At 34.0% G+C, this 22467-nt stretch carries 23 protein-coding genes; 22 read left to right on the top strand and 1 reads right to left on the bottom strand.

Features of this window, described 5'->3' with window-relative positions; translation table 11 throughout:
• The first annotated feature begins 57 nt into the window (after positions 1-57).
• From F8154_RS01590 to F8154_RS01545, 11 genes are all read left to right on the top strand, one after another.
• Entirely contained in the window at positions 58-987 is a 930-nt protein-coding gene (locus F8154_RS01590; RefSeq protein ID WP_151859841.1) for an ABC transporter permease, read from the top strand.
• A 32-nt stretch (positions 988-1019) separates the two neighbouring features.
• Entirely contained in the window at positions 1020-1928 is a 909-nt protein-coding gene (gene nikC / locus F8154_RS01585; RefSeq protein WP_151859840.1) for a nickel transporter permease, read from the top strand.
• 28 nt (positions 1929-1956) lie between these two features.
• Positions 1957-2940, top strand: coding sequence for an ABC transporter ATP-binding protein (locus tag F8154_RS01580; RefSeq protein WP_151859839.1), 984 nt, complete (start codon positions 1957-1959; stop codon positions 2938-2940).
• Between the two features lie 20 nt (positions 2941-2960).
• Positions 2961-3932: an ABC transporter ATP-binding protein gene (locus F8154_RS01575; RefSeq protein ID WP_151859838.1), complete on the top strand. Its 972-nt coding sequence runs from the start codon at positions 2961-2963 to the stop codon at positions 3930-3932.
• A 288-nt stretch (positions 3933-4220) separates the two neighbouring features.
• Positions 4221-4760: a hypoxanthine phosphoribosyltransferase gene (gene hpt, locus F8154_RS01570; RefSeq protein ID WP_151859837.1), complete on the top strand. Its 540-nt coding sequence runs from the start codon at positions 4221-4223 to the stop codon at positions 4758-4760.
• A 74-nt stretch (positions 4761-4834) separates the two neighbouring features.
• Positions 4835-5005 carry a hypothetical protein gene (locus F8154_RS14960; RefSeq protein ID WP_192930107.1) on the top strand — a complete coding sequence of 57 codons (171 nt, stop codon included), beginning with the start codon at positions 4835-4837 and terminating at the stop codon, positions 5003-5005.
• Positions 5006-5202: 197 nt separating this feature from the next.
• Positions 5203-5463 (top strand): YkuS family protein, encoded by a 261-nt coding sequence (locus F8154_RS01565; RefSeq protein WP_151859836.1) that lies wholly within the window; start codon positions 5203-5205, stop codon positions 5461-5463.
• Positions 5464-5524: 61 nt separating this feature from the next.
• Complete coding sequence (locus tag F8154_RS01560) at positions 5525-6529, top strand: restriction endonuclease (protein ID WP_151859835.1); 1005 nt, start codon at positions 5525-5527, stop codon at positions 6527-6529.
• Positions 6530-6737: 208 nt separating this feature from the next.
• Positions 6738-7316: a phosphate propanoyltransferase gene (gene pduL / locus F8154_RS01555; protein ID WP_151859834.1), complete on the top strand. Its 579-nt coding sequence runs from the start codon at positions 6738-6740 to the stop codon at positions 7314-7316.
• 14 nt (positions 7317-7330) lie between these two features.
• Complete coding sequence (deoC, locus tag F8154_RS01550) at positions 7331-7999, top strand: deoxyribose-phosphate aldolase (RefSeq protein WP_151859833.1); 669 nt, start codon at positions 7331-7333, stop codon at positions 7997-7999.
• Between the two features lie 141 nt (positions 8000-8140).
• Positions 8141-8527, top strand: a complete 387-nt coding sequence (locus F8154_RS01545; RefSeq protein WP_151859832.1) for a hypothetical protein — start codon at positions 8141-8143, stop codon at positions 8525-8527.
• A 37-nt stretch (positions 8528-8564) separates the two neighbouring features.
• Here the strand turns inward: F8154_RS01545 and ychF are convergent, their stop codons facing one another.
• On the bottom strand, positions 8565-9659 hold the full coding sequence (gene ychF / locus F8154_RS01540; RefSeq protein ID WP_151859831.1) for a redox-regulated ATPase YchF: 1095 nt from the start codon (positions 9657-9659) through the stop codon (positions 8565-8567).
• A 238-nt stretch (positions 9660-9897) separates the two neighbouring features.
• On the opposite strand from ychF, the gene F8154_RS01535 reads away from it, so the two are divergent.
• The 11 genes from F8154_RS01535 to F8154_RS01485 all read left to right on the top strand — a co-directional run bounded on the left by F8154_RS01535 (position 9898) and on the right by F8154_RS01485 (position 22466).
• The gene (locus tag F8154_RS01535; protein ID WP_151859830.1) at positions 9898-10407 is read left to right on the top strand and encodes a YhcN/YlaJ family sporulation lipoprotein; all 510 of its coding nucleotides are present in this window, start codon (positions 9898-9900) and stop codon (positions 10405-10407) included.
• A 113-nt stretch (positions 10408-10520) separates the two neighbouring features.
• Entirely contained in the window at positions 10521-11672 is a 1152-nt protein-coding gene (locus F8154_RS01530; protein WP_151859829.1) for a hypothetical protein, read from the top strand.
• Positions 11673-11755: 83 nt separating this feature from the next.
• On the top strand, positions 11756-13039 hold the full coding sequence (yfmF, locus tag F8154_RS01525) for an EF-P 5-aminopentanol modification-associated protein YfmF (protein WP_151859828.1): 1284 nt from the start codon (positions 11756-11758) through the stop codon (positions 13037-13039).
• Positions 13039-14358, top strand: a complete 1320-nt coding sequence (gene yfmH / locus F8154_RS01520) for an EF-P 5-aminopentanol modification-associated protein YfmH (protein ID WP_151859827.1) — start codon at positions 13039-13041, stop codon at positions 14356-14358. Before yfmF ends, yfmH begins: the two co-directional genes overlap by 1 nt.
• Before the next feature lie 75 nt (positions 14359-14433).
• On the top strand, positions 14434-15162 hold the full coding sequence (gene lgt / locus F8154_RS01515; protein ID WP_151859826.1) for a prolipoprotein diacylglyceryl transferase: 729 nt from the start codon (positions 14434-14436) through the stop codon (positions 15160-15162).
• Positions 15163-15393: 231 nt separating this feature from the next.
• Positions 15394-15825: a division/cell wall cluster transcriptional repressor MraZ gene (gene mraZ / locus F8154_RS01510; protein WP_151859825.1), complete on the top strand. Its 432-nt coding sequence runs from the start codon at positions 15394-15396 to the stop codon at positions 15823-15825.
• A gap of 16 nt (positions 15826-15841) precedes the next feature.
• Entirely contained in the window at positions 15842-16777 is a 936-nt protein-coding gene (rsmH, locus tag F8154_RS01505) for a 16S rRNA (cytosine(1402)-N(4))-methyltransferase RsmH (RefSeq protein WP_151859824.1), read from the top strand.
• 31 nt (positions 16778-16808) lie between these two features.
• Positions 16809-17303, top strand: a complete 495-nt coding sequence (locus tag F8154_RS01500) for a septum formation initiator family protein (RefSeq protein ID WP_151859823.1) — start codon at positions 16809-16811, stop codon at positions 17301-17303.
• A 14-nt stretch (positions 17304-17317) separates the two neighbouring features.
• On the top strand, positions 17318-19483 hold the full coding sequence (locus tag F8154_RS01495; protein ID WP_151859822.1) for a stage V sporulation protein D: 2166 nt from the start codon (positions 17318-17320) through the stop codon (positions 19481-19483).
• Between the two features lie 137 nt (positions 19484-19620).
• Complete coding sequence (locus F8154_RS01490) at positions 19621-21087, top strand: UDP-N-acetylmuramoyl-L-alanyl-D-glutamate--2,6-diaminopimelate ligase (RefSeq protein ID WP_151859821.1); 1467 nt, start codon at positions 19621-19623, stop codon at positions 21085-21087.
• A complete protein-coding gene (locus F8154_RS01485) occupies positions 21084-22466 on the top strand; it encodes a UDP-N-acetylmuramoyl-tripeptide--D-alanyl-D-alanine ligase (protein WP_151859820.1) in 1383 nt (460 codons plus the stop codon). Before F8154_RS01490 ends, F8154_RS01485 begins: the two co-directional genes overlap by 4 nt.
• Position 22467: the final 1 nt, after the last annotated feature.

Genomic DNA, 22467 nt, shown 5'->3' with positions numbered 1-22467 from the left:
AAAACTATGACCCTATATTAAATTAAAGTATTGTACTACTAGGAAGGAGGATATTAAATGCACAGATATATATTTCGACGTCTTCTCCTATTGATTCCTGTTATGATGGGGGTAACCTTTATAATATTTACAATGATGTACTTTACCCCTGGAGATCCAGCAAGAATCATGCTTGGAGAAACAGCTCCAGAAGCAGATGTAATAAGACTTAGAGAAGAGCTAGGTTTAGATGATCCATTTCTTATTCAGTTTGGACGTTACGTTAAAAATGCAGTTATTCATCAAGATATAGGTCGTTCCTACACATCGAATAGACCAGTTGTTGGAGAAATAACAACACGATTCCCTGCTACACTAAAGCTAGCAGCACTTGGTGTTTTAGTTTCTGTAGCTATAGGTATACCTACAGGAATAATATCTGCTACTAAGCAATACTCAATATTTGATAATGTGGCAATGGTACTTGCCCTAATTGGTGTATCTATGCCAAACTTCTGGCAAGGATTAATGACTATGCTGGTATTTTCAGTTTATTTAGGATGGTTCCCATCCTCGGGGTTTAGCACACCAATGCATTGGGTGTTACCTGCTGTTACAATCGGTACAGCCTCCTGTGCAATTGTGACCCGTATGACGCGTTCTAGTATGCTTGAGGTTATCCGTCAAGACTATATTCGTACTGCTAGAGCAAAGGGACAGGTTGAATCTAAAATCATTAATCAGCATGCCCTTAAAAATGCACTTATACCAGTAATTACTGTTGTGGGACTTCAATTTGGTTATTTACTTGGAGGAGCAATACTAACTGAAACAATCTTTGCAATTCCAGGAGTAGGTAGACTAATGGTAGAAGCTGTTCTTAGAAGAGATTTACCTATCGTTATGGGTGGAGTTTTATTTATAGCAGTAACCTTTAGTATTGTAAATCTATGTGTAGATATTTTATATGCCTTCGTAGATCCAAGAATTAAATCCCAATACAAATAATTAATCAAAAATGTTGAAAAGGAGGTAAAGCTATGTCTAATGTGAAGACTGCTTCTCAAAACCCTCAGTCACAGGTGGCCTCTAATGGTACTAAAAAGAAGCGTGGCCCTTGGAGAGAAGTTTGGAGAAGAATGAAGAAAAATAAGGCCGCTATGGTTGGTCTGTTAATTATATTAATACTGATTCTCTCAGCTATATTTGCAGATGTAATTGCACCCTATGGTTATGATGAACAAAGCCTTGTTGATAGATTACAAACCCCAAATAGTAAACACTTATTAGGAACAGACAACTTTGGTCGAGATATATTTAGTAGAATAATATATGGATCAAGAATTTCATTACAGGTTGGTTTTATAGCTGTTGGTATAGCAGCCATTTTAGGGGGAACATTAGGGGCTATTGCTGGTTATTATGGAGGTAAGCTAGATAACGTAATAATGCGTTGTATAGATATTCTACTGGCAATACCAGGAATATTACTTGCTATAGCTATTGTTGCTACACTAGGACCAGGTCTAAGAAATGTTATGATTGCCGTTGGTATCGGATCAATCCCCTCCTATGCCCGTATCGTAAGGGCTTCGGTCTTATCCTTAAGAGATCAAGAGTTTATTGAAGCTGCTAGAGCAGTTGGTGCTAACGATTTTAGAATTATAACTAAGCATATTATTCCAAACTCAATGGCTCCAATAATCGTCCAAGCAACCCTTGGAGTAGCTAATGCAATATTATCGGCTGCAGGCTTAAGCTTTCTTGGACTAGGTATACAACCACCTACTCCAGAATGGGGTGCAATGCTTTCTAATGCTAGACATTATCTTAGAGACTACCCCCATATAGCAACTTTCCCTGGTTTAGCCATAATGATCACTATTTTCGGCTTAAACCTTCTAGGTGACGGATTAAGAGATGCACTTGATCCTAGACTAAAGAGCTAATTCTAGTAGGAGAGGAGTGTGATATTAAATGGAAAACAATAAAAATCTTATTGAAATAAAAGACTTGTCAATTCATTATATAGTTGAAGGTGAAGGAACAGTTAGGGCCGTTGAAGATATGAACCTAGAAATAGGTAAAGGAGAAACCCTAGGACTTGTTGGTGAGACAGGTGCAGGCAAAACCACTACAGCATTAGGCATTATGCAGCTGGTACCAAATCCACCAGGAAAAATTGTTAATGGTGAAATATATTTTGAAGGTGAAAATCTTATTACTAAATCCCCTGCAGAGCTAAGAAAGATTAGGGGTAATAAAATATCTATGATATTCCAAGATCCTATGACATCATTAAATCCAGTAATGACTGTTGGTGAGCAAATTGCAGAGGTAGTAAAGCTTCACCAAAAAGTTAACGCTGCTCAAGCTATTGAAAGGGCAAAGGAAATGCTTGAGAAGGTTGGTATTCCAGCAGATAGACATAAAGAGTATCCACATCAATTTAGTGGTGGTATGAGACAAAGGGTTGTAATTGCCATAGCTTTAGCTTGTAACCCTACACTATTGATTGCAGATGAACCTACAACTGCTCTGGATGTTACTATACAAGCACAGGTTTTAGATTTGATGAAGCATTTAAAGGATGAATTTAATACCTCTATGCTTCTTATTACCCATGATTTAGGGGTAGTAGCTGAGGTTTGCGATAAAGTTGCTATTATGTATGCAGGTAATGTTATAGAGTATACAGATAAGAAGAGATTATATACTGAACCAAGGCATCCTTATACTATTGGATTGTTTGGATCTATTCCAAATGCTGAGGAAGATGAAGAACGCTTAAACCCAATAAAAGGACTTATGCCAGATCCTACAAATATTCCTTCAGGATGTCCCTTCCATCCAAGATGTCCTAAAGCAATGGATGTATGCTCAGAAAGAAAGCCAAAAAACACAGAGATTGAACCTGGACATTTCGTTAAGTGCTTGTTATTTGAAGAGAATGTCAAATAATATTATTGGAGGTGAGATTAATGCAGGAAAGATTATTGGAGGTTAGAAACCTAAAGAAATACTTCAGTACAAAAAAAGGATTACTACACGCAGTTGATGATGTAAACTTTTTTATAAATAAAGGTGAAACATTGGGCCTAGTGGGTGAATCAGGATGTGGTAAATCAACCACAGGAAGGGTTGTTCTACGTTTACTAGAGGCAACTGGTGGTGAAATAATCTTTGAGGATAAGGATATATTACAATTTAGTAAGGATGAAATGCGGGAAATGCGTAAAGAAATGCAAATAGTATTTCAGGACCCATTTGCTTCTTTAAATCCTAGAATGAGCGTTTCGGAAATCATTGCAGAGCCATTACGTGTTAATAAAATATATAAAGATAAAATTGATATGTCAAAAAGAGTTGCTGAGCTTATGGATACTGTTGGACTTGCAGAAAGATTGGTTAATACCTATCCCCATGAGTTAGATGGTGGAAGAAGACAGAGAATAGGTATTGCAAGAGCATTAGCATTAAAGCCTAAGTTTATTGTTCAAGACGAACCTGTTTCAGCATTAGATGTATCGATTCAGGCACAGATATTAAATCTTATGGATGATTTACAAAAAGAATTTAGTTTAACATATCTGTTTATCTCTCATGACTTAAGTGTTGTTAAGCATGTGAGTGACCGTATAGCTGTAATGTACCTCGGTAAAATTGTTGAGCTTTCAGATTATAAATCAATGTTTAAAGAGCCGAAGCATCCATATACTCAAGCTCTATTATCAGCTATTCCTGTTCCAAGTATAGAAGTTAAGCGTGAACGTATTATACTTGAAGGAGATGTACCGAGTCCAATAAATCCACCAGAAGGTTGTCGTTTTTATGGAAGATGTCGTTACCGTCAACCAATATGCAATGAAAAGACACCTGAACTAGAGGATATTGGAAATGATCGTTTTGTTGCTTGTCATTTTACTAATAATCTAAAGGAAGCAACAGTATAGTTTTTATTAAATAAGGGCGATTAAGCCCTTATTTTTATTTATTAAATATTAGTAATATAATTATATCATAAATGTAACAAAATATAAATGATATAATATCAATATAAATAAATGTTTTTGATAATTATATATCAACATAGAATCAGACTTAAAATATGTTAATTTCCAAAAGTAAAATAAAAATAGTTCATGCTATAACGTATTATATACTAAATAAGTAAAATAATATTCATAATATTACTTACATATGCTATAATTAGATTGTAAAATACTACTAGGGGTGATGTTATGAAAAAGGATGTAGAAGAAATACTGTTTACTAAAGATGAAATAGCAAAAAAGGTTAAAGAAATTGGAATGCAAATAACGAAGGACTATAAAGATAAAAACGAAATTTTAGTTGTAGGGGTTTTAAAGGGGGCTAATGTTTTTTTAGGTGATTTAATAAGAGAAGTAAATATCCCTGTATATGTAGATTTCATGGCTGTTTCAAGCTATGGACAATCTACCGAAAGCTCTGGTGTAGTTAGAATAATTAAGGATTTAGACACTGATATAGAGGGTAAGCATGTTATCATCGTTGAGGATATAGTAGACACAGGCTTAACATTAAAGTACTTAACAGAAAATCTGATGTCTAGGAAGCTGGAAAGCTTAAAAATATGTGCCCTTCTCGATAAGCCTGAGAGAAGAAAATGTAATATTAGCTTAGATTATATAGGCTTTAATATTCCAGATAAGTTTATAGTAGGATACGGTATAGACTATGCAGAAAGGTATAGAAACCTTCCATACATTGCAGTTCTAAAAGAAGAAGCTTATCAATAATAAATAAATACTTGAATAGTAACAATGTTTTTTTTCCATACTATTATTAAAGACTATTCAAGGAGGGTTATTGAATGAGTACAACTAACTTTCAGGAAATTAAGCAACGGTTTATACAGGCAGACGTAGATGGAAAGATAGAAATTTATACAACAACTCAAGGCTTAACAGTTGATGAGTTTAAGGAGCTATTAAAGCACTTTCCACTTCAACATTTAGACAAGCTAGAAAGAGCAATGGGATAGTAGATACACCTCCATTAAAATGGGGGTGTATTTTATTCGATAAAATGCTAAAAATAAAGAAAACTTAGTTCAGATGGAGCTTGTACTCCACCTGTACTCTAGTTCCGCTTATTTCGAAGCTTGGTGGCACTTATATCCCGCTTAAGAAGCGGGAGTATTAGTAACACCGCTGAGATAAAACTGGGAGGTAGGTTTACATGAAAAAAGTTATAGCAATACAGGAAGGGCTACATGATGCAGCTAAGCTGTTAAGGGAGGCTGGCTATAGCATTACTTCTGTAGATAATTCAGAAAAGCCTATAGATGCTATAGTTTACTCCTTTAATAACAAAGACTATTTAGCCCATAATATGACGGGAGAACTAAAAATAACAGATAATAATAAGTATGTAAAAATGATAAATCTCGATGAAATAGGTGTTGATTACTTAATTAATGCCATCGAGGAAATGGATTAACAATAATTATTATAACCTTGCCTTTGATGTAGGGTTATTTTTTCAATGGAGGAGATAAGCAATGAGTAAAATTACAAACTATTTACAGCTGCTTATGACAAAGGCTAAAGGCTATAAAAGCAGTAGATCAAATAGTAAAAGATTTAAAGCATTTTATATGAGCTCAAAGGAAGATACCAGAAGCGATGGTGCTAAAATAATCGACTTTTCTTTAATAAGAATCGCCTTTTTTATGATTTTCTTTTTATTAATTAATACATATTTATATAGCCTATTAGCTTCACTTGCTGTAACAGTAATAGTAATATCTGTAGGACATTATATATCACTAACAATTAGAAATAAAAAGCTAGAATACTTAAAAGGTCAGAAGCGATTTGATATTGCATGCAAAAAGGTCTATAAGGATATATTAAACAAAACTATAGATGAGCTAAGGGAGTTTGTAGAGCAGCTATATAAAAAGCTTGGATTCATGAATTTAAAGGAAATATATAAAAATAACAACATAATAATACATGAAGCAACATATAAAAATGAAGCTATATTAGTATCCTTTTATGCCTACAAAAATGAAGACTTTGTCGAGATGAAGGAAATAAAGGAGACCTTAAGCTTGCTAAAAAAAATGAAAATAAAGAAAAATGTTTTAATAACAACCTCAGATTTTACTAAGGATTCTTGGGACTTTGCAAACCTGTTAAGTAAAAAATATAGAGTTTTACTAATAAAAAAAGAACAGCTACTTAAGCTTATTGAAAATAGTAATATGTTTCCTACAGATGAAGAAATAGATGAGATAATAGAGAATACAATATCAAGAAGAAGGGCAGGTTGGAGAAAATATAAAAATGCACTTTTGGCAAAAAATAAATCGAAAAGCTATTTTCTATTAAGTGTATTTTTGATTTTAGGGGCTTTCTATACACCCTTCTCCCTATACTATATGACTGTAGCAGGTTTATCTATGGGCTTAACAGCAATAACAGTTATATCGAGGGTATTAAACAGTAAAGAAAAAGAAACAGATAATTATTCCTTGTTCAACCAGCTTTATAATGAATAGTCTAAGCATTGTCACAAACATTACCCCTCCTTAAGTCACTGAAAAATGCCACAAGCATCAGATAAAAAAACATAGCTTTATCCTGTATCTGTTTGTATGGAACATTTGATTTATAGTATAAAAAAAAGTATAATATAGATTGTATACAATATTATTGAACTATAGTGGAGGCTATAGTATTGATGATTACATATGAGGAGGTAATAGTATGAGTGAAAAAATGTTGCCTATTGCTTTATCCAACAGACATCTTCACTTAAGTAAAAAAGATATAGAAACTTTATTTCGTGAAGGATATGAGCTTGAGAGCTTTAAATATCTTTCGCAACCAGGTCAATTTGCAGCTGTAGAAAAGGTAGACCTAGTAGGACCAAAGGGTACAATAAAAGGGGTAAGAGTGTTGGGACCTGCTAGAAGTAATACACAAATAGAAATCTCTTTAAGTGATAGCTTTATTTTAGGTATAAGGCCACCAGTAAGGGATTCAGGAAATCTTAAGAATAGCCCAGGTGTTAAAATTGTAGGACCAAAAGGAGAGGTTGATTTAGAGGAAGGGGTAATAATCGCCTCAAGACATATACATATGCATACCTCCGATGCAGAAGCCTTTGGCGTTACTGATAGGCAGGTAGTGAAGATTAGAACATTTGGAGAAAGAGCAGTGGTTTTTGAAAATGTTTTAGTTAGGATACATCCTACATATGCCCTTGAAATGCATGTAGATGTAGACGAAGGCAACGCTGCTGCTGTTAGAAATGGTGATTTAGTTGAATTAATGCTTGAATAAAGGAGAATTATTATATGAATATTGGAAAATATATTGATCATACAGTTTTAAAACCTGATGTTAAGAAAGAGGAAATATTACAGTATTGTAATGATGCGAAAGCCTATGGATTCTTTTCTGTTTGCGTAAATGCAGCAAATGTAGGAATAGTAGCAGATAATTTAAGGAGTTCTGATATAAAGGTTACTGCTGTTGTAGGCTTTCCCTTAGGAGCTACAACCTCGGAGGTAAAAGCATATGAAACAAAGGAAGCGATTTCTAATGGGGCCAATGAAATAGACATGGTTATAAACATTGGAGCGTTAAAGGATAAAGACTATGGCTATGTACAAAGGGATATTGAGGCAGTTGTAAATGCTGCCAATGGTTCAGCTATAGTGAAGGTAATAATTGAAACAGCTTTATTAACAGATGAAGAAAAAATAATAGCTTGCCAATTAGCAAAAAAAGCTGGTGCAGATTTTGTTAAAACCTCAACTGGATTCAGTACAGGTGGAGCAACTGTAGAAGATGTCAGATTAATGAAGGATACAGTGGGGGCAGAAATGGAGGTAAAGGCTTCTGGTGGAATACGTGACTATAAGACTGCTATTTCTATGATTAAAGCTGGGGCATCAAGATTAGGCTGTAGCGCTTCTGTTAATATAGTTAAGGGTATTGATCATGTAGATGGTGGTTATTAAGATTTCATAAATAATAATATTTGGCAATAAAACACCCAGCAAAAAAACGTATTGATTACGTTATAAGCTGGGTTTTTAATTCAACAACTGTAATTTACAATTAAATATTATTTAGAAAATATAAAAGGAGGAGGTGTTAAAGTGGAAGTTTTAATTAATGATGTTAATTTCAATAGTATGGACACAGTAATAGAATTTAATACCCAGTATGGCTGCGGCAAAGGAGTTTGGAATGGAAATAATGATCCTGTAAAAGGTAATAAATATAATATTGAATATGATATTACAGAAATATTAAAATGGGGGACAACGATAAAAACATGTAAAGAAAAGGATTTTAGAATATTCCAAGACAACGATATTACCTATATTATTGGTATTCTTGAAAAGGAGTATAAGGATGGAATCTCAGACCTTCGATTTGGTGATAGCATTATACAGCTAGAGGTTCAGGGTAAAGGATTACCAGTGGGTGAGTATGTAATTGTAACGGCTGATTCATTAGAACTGTACGCATCTGTTTATTAAAAAAAAGCAATGGTCTTTTATTGACCATTGCCTTTTTTTACACATTAAATCTAAACAAAATAACATCTCCATCTTTGACTATATAATCCTTTCCCTCTAAACGAACTAAACCTTTTTCCTTAGCAGCAGAATGGCTTCCGCAGGCTACAAGGTCATTAAATGCAATAACCTCAGCTCTAATAAAGCCTCTTTCAAAATCTGAATGTATTTTTCCAGCCGCCTGTGGAGCCTTTAAGCCATTTTTTATTGTCCAGGCTCGTACCTCCTTTGGGCCAGCAGTTAAATAGCTAATTAAGCCTAATAAAGAATAGGATGCTTTAATAAGGCGGTCTAAGCCAGATTCATTTAATCCAAGCTCAGTTAAGAATAATTCCTTTTCCTCCTCCTCTAGCTCAGCGATCTCAGCCTCAATTTTTGCACATATAACAACAACCTCTGCATTTTCCTTTAAAGCATGTTCCTTTAGTTCTTTAACATATATATTATTTTCACCATAATCCTTAACATCCTCTTCTGAAACATTTCCTACATATATAGTTGGTTTTGAAGATAACAGATTAAAACCCTTAACCATTTTTACTTCCTCATCAGTTAAACTAAGGGTTCTAATTGTTTTTCCTTCTTCTAAGGTTTTTTTTATGGTTTTTAATAGTTCTAGCTCCCCAATTAATGACTTATCTGATTTAATAAGCTTTTCAGTTTTTAAAATTCTTTTTTCAATAATTTCAAGGTCGGAAAAAATTAGCTCAAGGTCAATAGTCTCTATGTCCCTTAAAGGATTTACATCTCCATCAACATGGGTAATATCAGAGTCTTCAAAGCATCTTACAACATGTAAAATAGCCTCCACCTCACGTATATGTGAAAGAAACTTGTTACCTAAGCCTTCTCCCTTGCTTGCACCCCTAACAAGACCTGCTATATCGTAAAACTCAATATTTGCAGGTATAACCTTTTCTGATTTATACATTTCATCCAACACAGATAAACGATTGTCAGGAACAGCTACAACACCAATATTTGGTTCTATAGTACAAAATGGATAATTAGCAGATTCTGCACCTGCTTCAGTAATAGCGTTAAACAATGTGCTTTTACCTACATTTGGCAAACCAACAATACCTAATTTCATTAAACTCGTCCTTTCTAAGTACATGGATTAAATACACACAAGTAAAATTATATCCTATTCAATGGTTGTTGGCAATAAATACACATTCATTTATAGTAACTTAACATATTATCCTTATTTTTATCATTAAAGAAAAAAATATTTGACTTTAGCATATGCTAATCATAGTTTTTTTTGGTAAAAACTTATTTAAATAAAAATTACAGTAGGAGATAAAATAAGTACAGGAGGTGATAAAATGAAGAAAAACAGATTTATATTTTTAGCAACCATAATTATGGTAATAGCAATTGCCTTGGCTGGGTGTAGTCCCGCTGAAAGACCAGCTCCTGAGACAAGAAGAGTTGAACCCAATCAAGAAATGAACGACAGAAACTCACCAATGAATATGCAGCCAGGAGAGGAAATGCAGGACTTAAATATTAGAGCAGATAGAATTGTTAATGAGGTAGTAAAGCTCGAAGAGGTAAGAAGTGCTACAGTTGTTATCACAGAAAATACAGCCCTTGTAGGTGTAAACCTAACAGAGGAAACGATGGGTGAAATGAACTCAGAAATGAAAAAAAAGATTGAGGATGTTGTGAAAAGAACCGATAGAGAAATTGATGAAGTATCAGTTTCTGCAGACCCAGACATTATTGAAAGAATAGAAAACATAGCCTCTGAGACTGCAAGAGGACGTCCTTTAAGTGGATTTGGAAGAGAAATAGAAGAATTAGTTAGAAGAATGACTCCAGAGCCTAATTAAATAGATAACTAAAAATGAATAAAGATGGATTTGTGTCCATCTTTTATTCATTTTATTGAGTTTTTTATCATATTTATTAAGGAAATTAAGAGGTTAAGCCTGGAGGGAATAAAATGGTTTTATTATTGGCTTTACTTATTACTATGGGATTCTGTATAGGTTTAGTAACAAATGGAATTTTGGAAAGAATAATATGGGTACTTACTTCTGCTTTAGCATTTATTTTTTTAAAGGATAATAGATCTGGATATAGGTTAAAAATAAAGAGAATTGCTATAGGAGTAATATCAGGATACCTTTTATTCATTTGTATTCTTTATTTTTTCCAGTACAAAAGTGAAGTTAACAGATATATAGCTAAAAATCATATTGGAAACACAAATAAAGCTGTAATCTTGGTACATGAGGGAGAACCAGCTACCTATCAGCTACCAGTTGTACTAAGGAATCAGCTGGAGGCTTCAAAGGGGATTAAAATCCTAACTCTCCCCTTTAAGCTATTTGTAGCTAAGCTTAACTATGAAGGGTATAGTAGCAGTAGTAACAACAGCTTTTATACGGAGCTAAAGCATTCCTTAAGCAATTCTTTCTATAATAGATTTACCTTTTACAATAGCTTCCTAAACCAAAAACCATACTTTAATGAGGTCTTAATAAAAGCAATGTCTGATGGAAATGGTGAGATACTGGTGTGTCCAATAATTCTAACAGAAGCCCATAATCTCAAAGAAATAAATGATCATGTACAAAAAATAAATCCAATGCAATATAAGATAGCTGTAAAGAGTACCAATGCTTTATGGGACAGTGATGAGCTAGCAACTGAATGCATTAGCTGGCTAAATGGATTTATTGAAAAGTCCCAGCGAAGTAAAGCTGGTATATTAATAATAGGAGAGGAATATGAAGAGGGTAAGGAAAGCAATAACTATGTGAAGCAGGGTATATTATTTAGAGAGAAGATAAAGGACTTATTAGTTCAAGAGGGATATAACAGTAGGCATATAAAGGATTGCTATTTACATAGGGGACTGATTATAAATGAAATGGAAGCCCTTATGGCACACGCTGTTAAGGAAATATACGTATTTCAAGCTGCTTCCTTATACGAAGACATCAACTATAAAAGGAAGATTGAAGGTATTTTAAAGGATATTGAAACACCCAAAGAGGTTGATATCCATTATATTACAGGGTGGCAGTATCAAAATGGAATATACAATGAGCTATTTAAAAGAATTAAGCTTCTTGATATGCAAATATAAACTAATTGTTATTATTATTGACAGTTGGGAATAATATAACAAAATGTTTTATCATACTAAAAAATCAAGAGGGAGGCTACTATATGTTGGATATCGTCAGTGATAAAATGAATAATGGCTTAAATATACATACTATTAACACCGACAAATTCAAGACTAATTTAATAAATATATATTTTAAGCGGCCACTATTACCACAGGAGGTGACCTTTAATGCCTTGCTACCAAAGGTACTACAAAGGGGATCGAAAAATTATGACACCTCTCAAAAAATAGCTAAGAAGCTAGATTATTTATATGGCTCTAGCTTAGGCGCAGATGTTGGTAAAAAGGGGGAAAGGCACATTACCTTATATTCCTTAAACACTGTTGGATTAAAATATATTGATGATGGAGACCTTTTGAAGGAATCTATGGAGCTTCTTAATGAGCTACTCTTTGAACCCTTAGTTGAAGAAAGTGGCTTTAAGGCTGAATATGTTAAACAGGAAAAGGTAAACCTTGAGAACAAAATTAAAGGTAGATTAAATGATAAAAATAGATACTCATATGAGAGATGTATTGAGGAGATGTGCCGCAATGAAAATTTTAGATTATATGAGCATGGATTGTTAAAGGATATTGAAGCAATAAACGAAAAAAATCTTTTTAACCACTATAAAAATGCGATTCTCACCAGTCCCATAGATATTGTAGTTGTAGGCAGCATACCCCATGAACATGTAAAAAAATATATGATTGATAGCCTTAAGCTTCAGCAGAGCAATGTTATTGCTATTGAAGATGACAAATTAATAAGTAGACAAGGCTCCGTATATGAGGTTAATGAGGAAATGGAAATAAACCAAGGGAAGCTCTCATTAGGATATAGAACGAATATATCCTATAAGGATACTCTATATCCAGCCTTAATGCTATATTCAAGCATTCTGGGTGGAGGACCCCATTCTAAGCTGTTTACAAAGGTTAGAGAAGAAAGAAGTCTTTGCTATTATGTTTACTCCAAAATAGAAAAATTTAAATCCCTAATGCTAATAAGTAGTGGTATAGAGGTAGATAAGGCCGATGAAACTAAGCAGGTTATTCAACAACAACTAGAGGAAATAAAAAAGGGAAACATAACAGAAAATGAGTTGATTAATGGTAAAAAAGCCTTAATTACTGCAATACAAGCTTTAGGTGATAGCCCAGCTGCAATGGCAGAATACACCTATAGTCAAATAGTTGGAAATCACATTATAACCCCTGATGAGTTAATCAAAAAAATAAATGCCACAGATATAGATGAAGTTGTAGCAGTTTCAGAAAAAATACAATTAGATACTATATATTTTTTAAAGGGCTCTGGTAAAGGAGGTAATAGCTAATGGATTATACGGAAATTAGAGGAGAGGCTGTAAATGAATCAATATATAACAAAAGGCTTAATAATGGATTAGAGGTTTTCTTTATGCCAAAGAAGGGTTATAGCAAGCAATATGCAATTTTTGCAACTAAATTTGGCTCAAATGATTTAAAGTTTAAAAAGCTACACGATAAAGAAGTAATCGAGGTTCCAGAAGGTATAGCTCACTTTTTAGAGCATAAGCTTTTTGAAGAGCCAAATGGTAATGCCTTTGACAGATTTGCTCCATTAGGTGCCAATGTTAACGCATACACCAATTTTAATATAACTGCATACTACTTTACCTCTACAGACAATTTTTATGAAAACCTAAAGAATCTAATTGAGTTTGTTCAACAGCCCTATTTCACAGATGAAAATGTAGAGAAGGAAAAAGGAATAATAACACAGGAAATAAAAATGTATCAAGATAATCCTCAATGGAGGGTCATCTTTAACTTTTTAAAGGCTATGTATCATCAACACCCTGTAAGAAAGGATATAGCAGGAACTGTGGAAAGTATAGGTAAAACAACTAAGGAGGACTTATATAAATGCTTTAACACCTTCTATCATCCATCTAATATGATATTATTAGTGTCTGGTGATTTAAAAAAGGAAGAGGTTTTTAGCAGAGTAGAAGAATTCTTTGATGATGAAAAACCAATGGAACCAGCAAAGCTAGTTAGATACTATCCTGACGAGCCTAGTCATGTTAAAAATCAATATATTGAAGATAACCTATATGTTTCTACTCCTATGTTTTATTTAGGCTACAAGAGAATACCAAAGGCAGCAGAAGAAAATCAAATTAGTCTACTTAAGGAAGAGGCCATGTTAAAAATATTATTGGATATGATTTTCCATAAGGCTACGGATCTATATCAAGGTCTATACAATGAGGGATTAATTGACCAAAGCTTTTATGCAGACTATGTTTGTGAACCTGATTATGGACATAGTATTATCAGTGGAGAGTCAAAGGATCCTCAAAGGGTTAAAGAAACAATTAACAAATGGATATTAAGCTTGAAAAAGAATGGTCTAAAGGAAGAGGATTTTATTAGAGTAAAGAGGAAGCAAATTGGAGAAAACATAAGCCATTATAACTCTATAGAGTATGTTGGCAATACATTTGCTAGCTATCACTTCAAAAATTTAAACTTTTTAGATTATATAAATATACTTAAAGCCGTAAGGTTTGAAGAAGTACAACAGCAGCTGAAAAATCATTTTAATGAGGAACGACAGGTGCTATCAATTATTAAACCGTTGGATAGGTCTAGTAACATTGACAACTAAAGCTTCATTACATATAATAAAAAATATCAGTTGCTGGAAACAGCAACTGAAGTTTATTAGAAGAGAGGTATTATTATGGACCCCATAGCCTTTGAAGTTTTTGGACTTGAGATTGGATGGTATGGAATAATAATTGCGACTGGAATGCTATTGGGAGTTATTGTTGCAACTATAAGGGCAAAAAAAGAAGGACTACATGAGGATGTTATTATAGATATAGCTTTATTGGCTGTACCAGCAGCTTTAATTGGAGCCCGTCTATATTATGTTATTTTCAAGTGGGACTTTTATTCTCAATATCCACAATATATATTGAATTTTAGGCAAGGAGGCCTAGCTATACATGGTGGTGTAATTGCTGGAGTATTGGTAGGTTATTTATATTGTCGGTATAAAGGCTATGGCTTTTGGAGATTAGCCGATATTTGTGCACCAAGCATTATATTGGGGCAGGCTATTGGTAGATGGGGAAACTATATAAATCAAGAGGCCTATGGTAGACCTACAGATTTACCCTGGGCCATTGAAGTAAACGGTGATATGGTACATCCCACATTTTTGTATGAGTCCTTATGGAATTTTGGAGTATTTCTTTTTCTACTTTATTATACGAAAAAGAAAAAATATACAGGGCAAATATTTATACTATACATAATATTATATTCAATAGCACGATTTTTTATAGAAGGCTTAAGGATAGACAGCTTAATGATAGGACCTTTAAGGACAGCCCAAGTAATAAGTCTAGTATTAATAACTGGAGCATTATTTTTAGCAAGTCAGCTAAAGAAAAGAGATTACTAATAGGAGATATTAAAATTTAAGTACTATTATAATAATATATCATTTTTTTGTAAACCGTCTGTTTAACACAGGCGGTTTTTATAATGCAGACTATAGCACTTTAGTACTAAAAAAATAAAAATGTAAATTTCTTTCAAAATTAAGCAGGAATTTTAGATTAGAGATAGAAATACTAAAAAAGTGGTGAAAAGTGGTATGAAGTGGTATGAAAACCCCTAAGGTGGGATGAAAATGTTTATAGGTGAATATAATCACACAATAGATGTTAAAGGTAGAATAAGCATTCCCTCCAAATTCAGAGAAGAATTGGGGGAGCATTTTATTGTCACAAAAGGGTTAGACAACTGCTTATTTATTTATCCTATGGAGGAGTGGAGGATATTAGAAAATAAGCTAAAGCAATTACCACTAACAAATAAAGATGCTAGAGCCTTTGTAAGATTTTTTCTATCGGGTGCATCTGAATGTGAACTGGATAATCAGGGAAGAATAAGAATTCCTAATAATATAAGGGAGCATGCCAAGCTTGAAAAAGAAACAGTTTTAATTGGAGTAGGTACAAGAATTGAAATATGGAGTCAAGAACAATGGCAGCAATATAATAGCGATGCAAACTTAAGCTACGATGAAATCGCATCAAAAATGGCGGAGCTAGGAATATAACTATGAAGGTGATAATATGAGTTTTGAACATTTATCTGTACTGCTTAATGAATCAATAGAGAATTTAAGTATCAAGCCAGATGGTATATATGTTGATGGAACCATGGGTGGAGCTGGTCATTCTATTGAAATAGTAAAAAAACTGAATGAAGAAGGTCTATTTATTGGTATAGATCAAGATGAAAATGCACATATAGCAGCTAGAGAGAGATTAACAGCCTATAAAGACAGAGTTAGGCTGGTAAGAGACAACTTTTCAAATATTAAAGAAATACTAAGGGATTTAGGCATAGCTAAAATAAATGGTATTTTATTAGATTTAGGAGTCTCATCCCATCAATTAGATGAGGTGGACCGTGGCTTCTCCTATATGAAGGACGCTCCTTTAGATATGAGAATGGATAATAGGAATCCTCTAAATGCTGAAATAATTGTAAACACCTATAAAGAGGAAGACCTAGAAAGAATCATTAAGGATTATGGTGAAGAAAAATGGGCTAAAAGAATTGCTAGCTTTATAGTTAAACATAGAGAGGAAAGGGATATTACCACAACAGGAGAGCTGGTGGAAATCATAAAAATGGCTATTCCAGCTGGTGCAAGAAGGGAAGGTCCACATCCAGCAAAACGAACATTTCAAGCAATAAGAATTGAAGTGAATCGTGAACTAGAGATAATAGAAGAAACTATTAGAGGGGCAGCTGAATTATTAGAGGTAGGGGGAAGAATTTGTGTAATTACCTTCCACTCGCTGGAGGATAGAATAGTAAAAAACACCTTTAAAGAGCTTAATCAATCCTGTGTATGTCCCCCTCAATTTCCCATATGTAGATGTAGTAAAGTCAAGGTATTAAATATTGTGACAAGAAAACCAATTCTTCCAACAGATGAAGAAATAGAAATAAACCCGAGGGCAAGGAGTGCTAAATTGAGAGTAGCATCTAAGGTATAGTAGGTCTAAAAAGTAGAAGGGGTGAATAAATTTGGAAGTAGTAAGAAAAGATTATCTTCCCCATGTAACTGAAGAAAAACAACATAATCACCAAATTAAAAGACCTAAAAAGCAAAAGAAGAACAAATTTAGGCTTCTTAAGGTTGCAACGGCCTGTAGTATCTCATGCCTTTTAATGCTGGGACTTGTGGTTGTTGTCGGCTATGCCTCAACTACAGAGTTAAAGCATGAAATTCTAAGCTTAAATAAGCAATTGGAGGAAGTAGAAGCAAATAGAGATAAGCTTAAAGTAGAGCTGGAGAAGCTATCTAAATCCAGATGGATAGAAGCAGAGGCTGAGGGTAGATTAGGAATGGTATATCCCCTCCCTGAAAACACCTACTATTTTTCGGTTAACTCTACTAAGGTTTCATTATTAACTAATGAGTTAAATAATAACATGAATGATAAAGAATCAACAGGCCCAGATAAGGATGGATTTCTATCAAGAACTATAAGTAAATTTGTTGCACTTTTAAATATTTAAAGGAGGTAGCTATCTTGTCTCAACCATCAATATCCAGCAAAAGAAGGCTAATGTTCATGTTTGCTATTACCTCTCTAGCTATATTTGGTTTAATAATTAGGCTAGGGTGGATTCAAATAGTAAATGGAGAGAAGTACAAGGAATTAGCAAATAGACAGCAGACAAGAGATATACCTATACCTGCTAAAAGAGGGGTTATTTACGATAGAAACGGAAAAGAGCTAGTTATTAGTGCCAGCACCAGCACCATATACGTAAGACCTAGAGAGGTTGAGGATGTTGAAGCTACAGCCTCAAAACTAGCCAATATTTTGGAGCTAGACACCAATGACCTTATAAAAAAAATAGATAAAAAATATAGTACAGTAAAAATAGCATATTGGATAGATGATGATTTAGTAGATAAAATTAGACAAGAAAAATTGAAGGGAGTTTACATAGGAGAAGATAATATGCGACATTATCCCTATGGAAATTTCGCTTCTTATGTTTTGGGGCATACAAATGTAGATAATAGAGGTATAGCAGGTATAGAAATGGAATATGACAAGTATCTAAGCGGCATACCTGGAAGGTGGATAAAAAGCACTGATGGAGAAGGTAGACAATTGGCCTTTAGTGTTGAAAGGTATTATCCACCAGAGGATGGACTAAGTGTGGTTTTAACAATTGACGAAGTAATTCAACACTTTACAGAAAAGGCTATTCAAAATGCGTTGGAAATAAATAAAGCTAAACGAGTTACTACAATAGTAATGGATGTTAAAACAGGTGATATACTAGCAATGGCTGCAAAGCCAGACTATGATCCCAACAAGTCTAGAGAGCCCCTTGATGAAGAATTAAGACTTCATTTAGAGGAGCTACCAGATAATGAAAAGCTGGAAATATGGTATAGTATGTGGAGAAATCCCATGACAAATGATACCTATGAACCAGGCTCTACCTTTAAGCTTATTACCACTGCTGCTGTGTTGGAGGAAGGAATTGCAACCCCAGAAAGTCATTTCTATTCTTCTGGAACCATCAATGTAGCTGGTAGAATACTTAAATGCTGGAGACATTATAATCCCCATGGAGACCAAACCCTTGAAGAAGCAGTTCAAAATTCATGTAACACAGTATTTGTTCAACTAGGAGAAAAGCTAGGGTCTAAAACCTTTTATTCCTATATAGATGCCTTTGGCTTTAAAGATATAACTGGAGTGGATTTGCCTGGTGAAAGAAAATCCATTATGTACCAGCTGCCACAGGTTGGTCCAGTTGAATTGGCAACAATGTCATTTGGTCAGAGTATTTCAGTTACACCAATCCAGTTGATAACTGCAGTATCGGCAATTGCCAATAACGGTACCTTAATGAAGCCAAGAATAGTTAAAGAGCTTGTAGATCATGAAGGGAATATTGTTCATAGATTTGAGGAAACAATAGTAAGGCAGGTTATATCACAAAAAACATCTAGGGAAATGCTTGATATAATGGAATCTGTAGTTTCAGAGGGCTCAGGAAAGGCGGCTTACATACCTGGATATTCTGTAGGTGGGAAAACGGGAACAGCTCAAAAGGTTATTGATGGTAAATATGCACCCGGCTACTATGTTGCATCCTTTATTGGGGTGGCACCTACTGATGATCCAAGACTTGCAGTTTTAGTAATTGTAGATGAACCCAACGGATTAAGTCATTTTGGAAGTATTACTGCTGCTCCAATTGCGGGAGAGATATTGGAAGAAAGTCTGCGGTATTTAGAAATAAGACCTAAGTATACGGATGAAGAAGCAGAGGAGCTTATTAAAGCAGATGTTATTGTGCCAGAGATAAGACAACTAACAGTAAAGGAAGCAAAAAAGCTATTGACAGAAAGTAAACTAAAGTATAATTTTGAAACAGAGTTTCAAAATGAAGATACAGCTGTTATAGTTGATATGTTTCCTAAGCCTGGGGCTAAAGTTCAAGAAAACTCCACAGTTCTACTATATACAAAGGATGATATAGGTGATGCTGTTGTATTTATGCCTAACTTATCAGGTAAAACCATTGGTGAAGTTAATAGAATAGCTAACGCATTAGGCTTAAGGTTAAAAATAAGTGGTAGTGGAGTAGTCACAAGTCAATATCCAGAAGCTAATGAGGAGGTACAACAGGGAACAATTATTAGTGTTGAATTTAAGCCCAATTAAAATTTAATACTAGAAATAACTGTATAATAGTTTTATAATAAAATGGGCAACTAAAATTAATGGCTATCATTAATTTTAAGTTGCCTTTTAAAAAGTTTACCAATAGTTAATAATAGAAGTAGAAGGGGGTATAACCTATGAGGTTGAATAAACTTATAGAACAGCTTGAAGTTAAAAAACTGGAGGGTAATACAGATATAGAAATTAATAACCTTCATTACGATTCAAGACAAATTCAACCTGGAGGATTATTCGTATGTATAAAGGGATTTAAAACCGATGGGCACCTATACATACAAGAAGCATTAAAAAAGGGTGCTGTAGCAATTTTAGCTTCACAAGATGTTAATATAGAAGGTGCTACGGTTGTACAGGTGGAGGATACTAGAAATGCAATGGCATTCATTGCCAATAAATTCTTTAATAAACCAAGCCTATATTTAGATTTAATTGGTGTTACAGGTACCAATGGAAAAACCTCCGTTACATATATGATAAAAAAGATACTAGAAGAGGCTGGCAAAAAAGCTGGGTTAGTAGGAACTATAGCAACATGGATTGATAAAGTTAAAATTGATGCAGTTAGAACAACTCCAGAAGCCTTTGATCTTCAATACTTATTAAATAGAATGGTTGAAGAAAAAATTGATAGCTGTGTTATGGAGGTATCCTCCCACTCCCTAGAGCTAGGAAGAGTAGAAGGTGTAAACTTTAAAGTGGGGATTTTCACAAATTTAACACCGGATCATTTAGACTTCCATGATAACCTAGAGAATTATAAAAATGCAAAGAAAAAGCTGTTTTATAAAACCTCATTATGCAACGTTATAAATATTGATGATAAGGTAGGAAAAGAAATAGTTGAAGATTTAAAGGATTTAAAGACTTGTATTTTCACATATGGTACAACACAAAAATCAGATTTTACTGCAAGTAGTATTAAATTTACCAGCAAAGAGGTATCCTTTAAAGTAGTGGGGCCTATGGATTTTGACATTGATATTAAGCTTCCTATCCCTGCTATGTTTGCAGTGTATAATGCTTTGGCAGCTATAACCTGCTGTTACTGCTTGCAAATACCAGCAGAGGTAATTAAAAGGGGATTAAATGAGTTTTCAGGAGTACCAGGGCGATTCGAGGTTGTACCTGAAATCCAACAGTTTTCAGTAATTGTTGATTATGCCCACACACCAGATGCACTAGAAAATCTTCTTAAATCCACAAGAGAATTTACCGCCAATAGAATAATAACTGTATTTGGCTGTGGTGGAGATAGAGATCAATCTAAAAGACCCATAATGGGTGAAATTTCAGGAGAATACAGTGATTTTACCATATTAACCTCAGACAATCCACGTTCTGAAGATCCAAATATTATATTATCTATGATTGAAGAAGGAATAAAATCGACAAAAGGGAATTATATAATAATAGAGGATAGAAAAGAGGCCATTAGATACGCAATAAAAGAGGCAAACAAAGGAGATATAGTTTTAATCGCTGGTAAAGGACATGAAATAACTCAGGTGATTATGGATAAGGTTATAGTTTTTGATGATAGACTTGTTGCAATTGAAGTGGCAAGAGAGGAAGGTCGCCTATGATGACATTAACCTACGAGGAAATATGTAAGGCTTGCAATGGAAGTATTATTTCCTATGGTAAAACAGAAACTGCAAAAGGAGTATCAACAGATACTCGAGCTATTGAAAAAGATATGCTTTTTGTACCATTGGTGGGAGAAAGATTTGATGGACATACCTTTATTAAAGAGGCCCAGAAAAGAGGAGCATCTGGTGCCCTTGTTGAAGGAGGGAAAGCTATTGATACTAAAGAATATGAAGATTTTTACCTTATACAAGTAAAAGATACACCTACTGCATTAAGTAACCTCAGTAAATATTTTAGAGACAAGTTTAAAATTCCATTTATAGGAGTAACCGGCAGTACAGGAAAGACCTCCACCAAAGATATGATTGCCTCTGTATTAAGTAGTAAATTTTCAGTATTAAAGACTATAGGAAACTTTAACAATCATATAGGATTACCATTAACACTTTTTAATTTAGAAGAGCACCACCAGTTTGCAGTATTGGAAATGGGTATGTCAGCTTTAGGGGAAATATCCAATCTTGTAAAGATTGTAAAGCCTGAAATAGGTGTGATAACTAATATTGGAATGTCTCACATAGAACACTTGGGAAGCAAAGCTAATATAATGAAGGCAAAAATGGAGATAACAGAATATATGAATGAGGGTAACTATTTACTTGTAAATGGAGATGATGAGTATTTACAAAATTTAAAAGGAATAGATACCCCCTATGAGAAGGTTTTTTTCGGTCTTTCTAAGGATAATGATTTTTATCCAATAGAAGTCAATCAGGATAATGGCTACAATATAACAATAGCCTTTGAAGGGGAAAACTACATATTTAACTTACCTCAATACGGTATACATAATGTGTATAATGGGTTGGCGGCTATTTGGATTGGCAAGCATTATGGTGTTTCACCTAGTGAAATACAAAAGGCCTTTAATGATTATTCGCCAACCAAAATGAGAATGGAAATAATAGAAATTAATAATTATAGAATTATTAATGATGCATATAATGCTAATCCAGATTCAATGAAGGCGGCCATTGATGTTGTGTCGAATTTAAAGGGCGGGCGAAGAATAGCAGTACTTGGTAATATGCTGGAGATGGGTAAATTTTCAGAGGAAGGACATAGAATAGTAGGTAGCTATTTAGCTAAATCAAAGGCTAACATGTTAATTACTGTAGGAAAAGATGCTGCTTGGATTGCTAAAGAAGTAATTAAGGGAAACAGTAATATAGATACCTATATAGTAAATAGCAATAAAGAAGCATATGAAAAGCTGTCAGCATTAATTCAAGCTGACGATATTATACTGATTAAAGGCTCCAGAGGGATGCAGATGGAGGAAATTATTACTTTTTTACAAGAGAGGAGCTAGT

Source organism: Alkaliphilus pronyensis (genome assembly GCF_009017275.1).
In the GTDB taxonomy this organism is placed as follows: domain Bacteria; phylum Bacillota; class Clostridia; order Peptostreptococcales; family Natronincolaceae; genus Alkaliphilus_C; species Alkaliphilus_C pronyensis.
The sequence above is the reverse complement of the archived record's forward strand: the minus strand, read 5'-3'. Positions and strand labels throughout refer to the sequence as shown.